1 rRNA gene is annotated in these 1326 nt (G+C 51.8%); it reads right to left on the bottom strand.

Features of this window, described 5'->3' with window-relative positions:
• A 23S ribosomal RNA gene (locus tag IR152_RS19740) occupies positions 1-1326 on the bottom strand; the annotation flags it as partial.

The following is a 1326-nucleotide window of genomic DNA, read 5'->3' as shown; positions in this document are numbered from 1 at the left end:
CTGCACTTACACCTTCGACCTATCAACCAGATAGTCTTTCTGGGGTCTTACCCTTGCGGTGGGAAATCTTATCTTGAAGTTGGCTTCGCGCTTAGATGCTTTCAGCGCTTATCCATTCCGTACATAGCTACCCAGCCATGCCCTTGGCAGGACAACTGGTACACCAGAGGTACGTCCATCCCGGTCCTCTCGTACTAAGGACAGGTCTTCTCAAATTTCCTACGCCTGCGACGGATAGGGACCGAACTGTCTCACGACGTTCTGAACCCAGCTCGCGTACCACTTTAATGGGCGAACAGCCCAACCCTTGGGACCTACTACAGCCCCAGGATGTGATGAGCCGACATCGAGGTGCCAAACCTCCCCGTCGATGTGGACTCTTGGGGGAGATAAGCCTGTTATCCCCAGGGTAGCTTTTATCCGTTGAGCGATGGCCCTTCCACGCAGAACCACCGGATCACTAAGTCCGATTTTCATCCTTGCTCGACCTGTATGTCTTGCAATCAAGCTCTCTTTTGCCTTTACACTCTACGTACGATTTCCGACCGTACTGAGAGAACCTTTGAGCGCCTCCGTTACCTTTTGGGAGGCGACCGCCCCAGTCAAACTGCCCACCTGACAGTGTCCCAAGACCAGATTCATGGCCTATGGTTAGAGTCCCAGTACTACAAGGGTGGTATCCCAAGGATGGCTCCGCCAAAACTGGCGTCCTGGTTTCAAAGCCTCCCACCTATCCTGTACATGTAGTACCAAGACCCAATGTCAAGCTACAGTAAAGCTCCATGGGGTCTTTCCGTCCTGTCGCAGGTATCCGGCATCTTCACCGGAATTACAATTTCACCGAGTCTGTTGTTGAGACAGTGCCCAAATCGTTACGCCTTTCGTGCGGGTCGGAACTTACCCGACAAGGAATTTCGCTACCTTAGGACCGTTATAGTTACGGCCGCCGTTTACTGGGGCTTAAGTTCACTGCTTCGATTGCTCTAACAGATCCCCTTAACCTTCCAGCACCGGGCAGGCGTCAGCTCCTATACATCGTCTTGCGACTTAGCAGAAACCTATGTTTTTGGTAAACAGTCGCTTGGGCCTATTCTCTGCGGCCACCGGATGGTGGCACCCCTTATCCCTAAGTTACGGGGTCATTTTGCCGAGTTCCTTAACAACAGTTCTCTCGCTGGCCTTAGGATACTCTCCTCACCCACCTGTGTCGGTTTGCGGTACGGGTACCTTTAACCTCGATAGAGACTTTTCTTGACAGTGTGAAATCAGCTACTTCGCTACTAAATTTCGCTCCCCATCACATCCCAGCATTATCAAAGCGGATTT

The sequence above is a fragment of the Clostridioides sp. ES-S-0108-01 genome (assembly GCF_020662285.1).
Taxonomy (GTDB): Bacteria; Bacillota; Clostridia; order Peptostreptococcales; family Peptostreptococcaceae; genus Clostridioides.
Note: the sequence above shows the minus strand (reverse complement) of the source record. Positions and strands in the feature narration are given on the sequence as shown.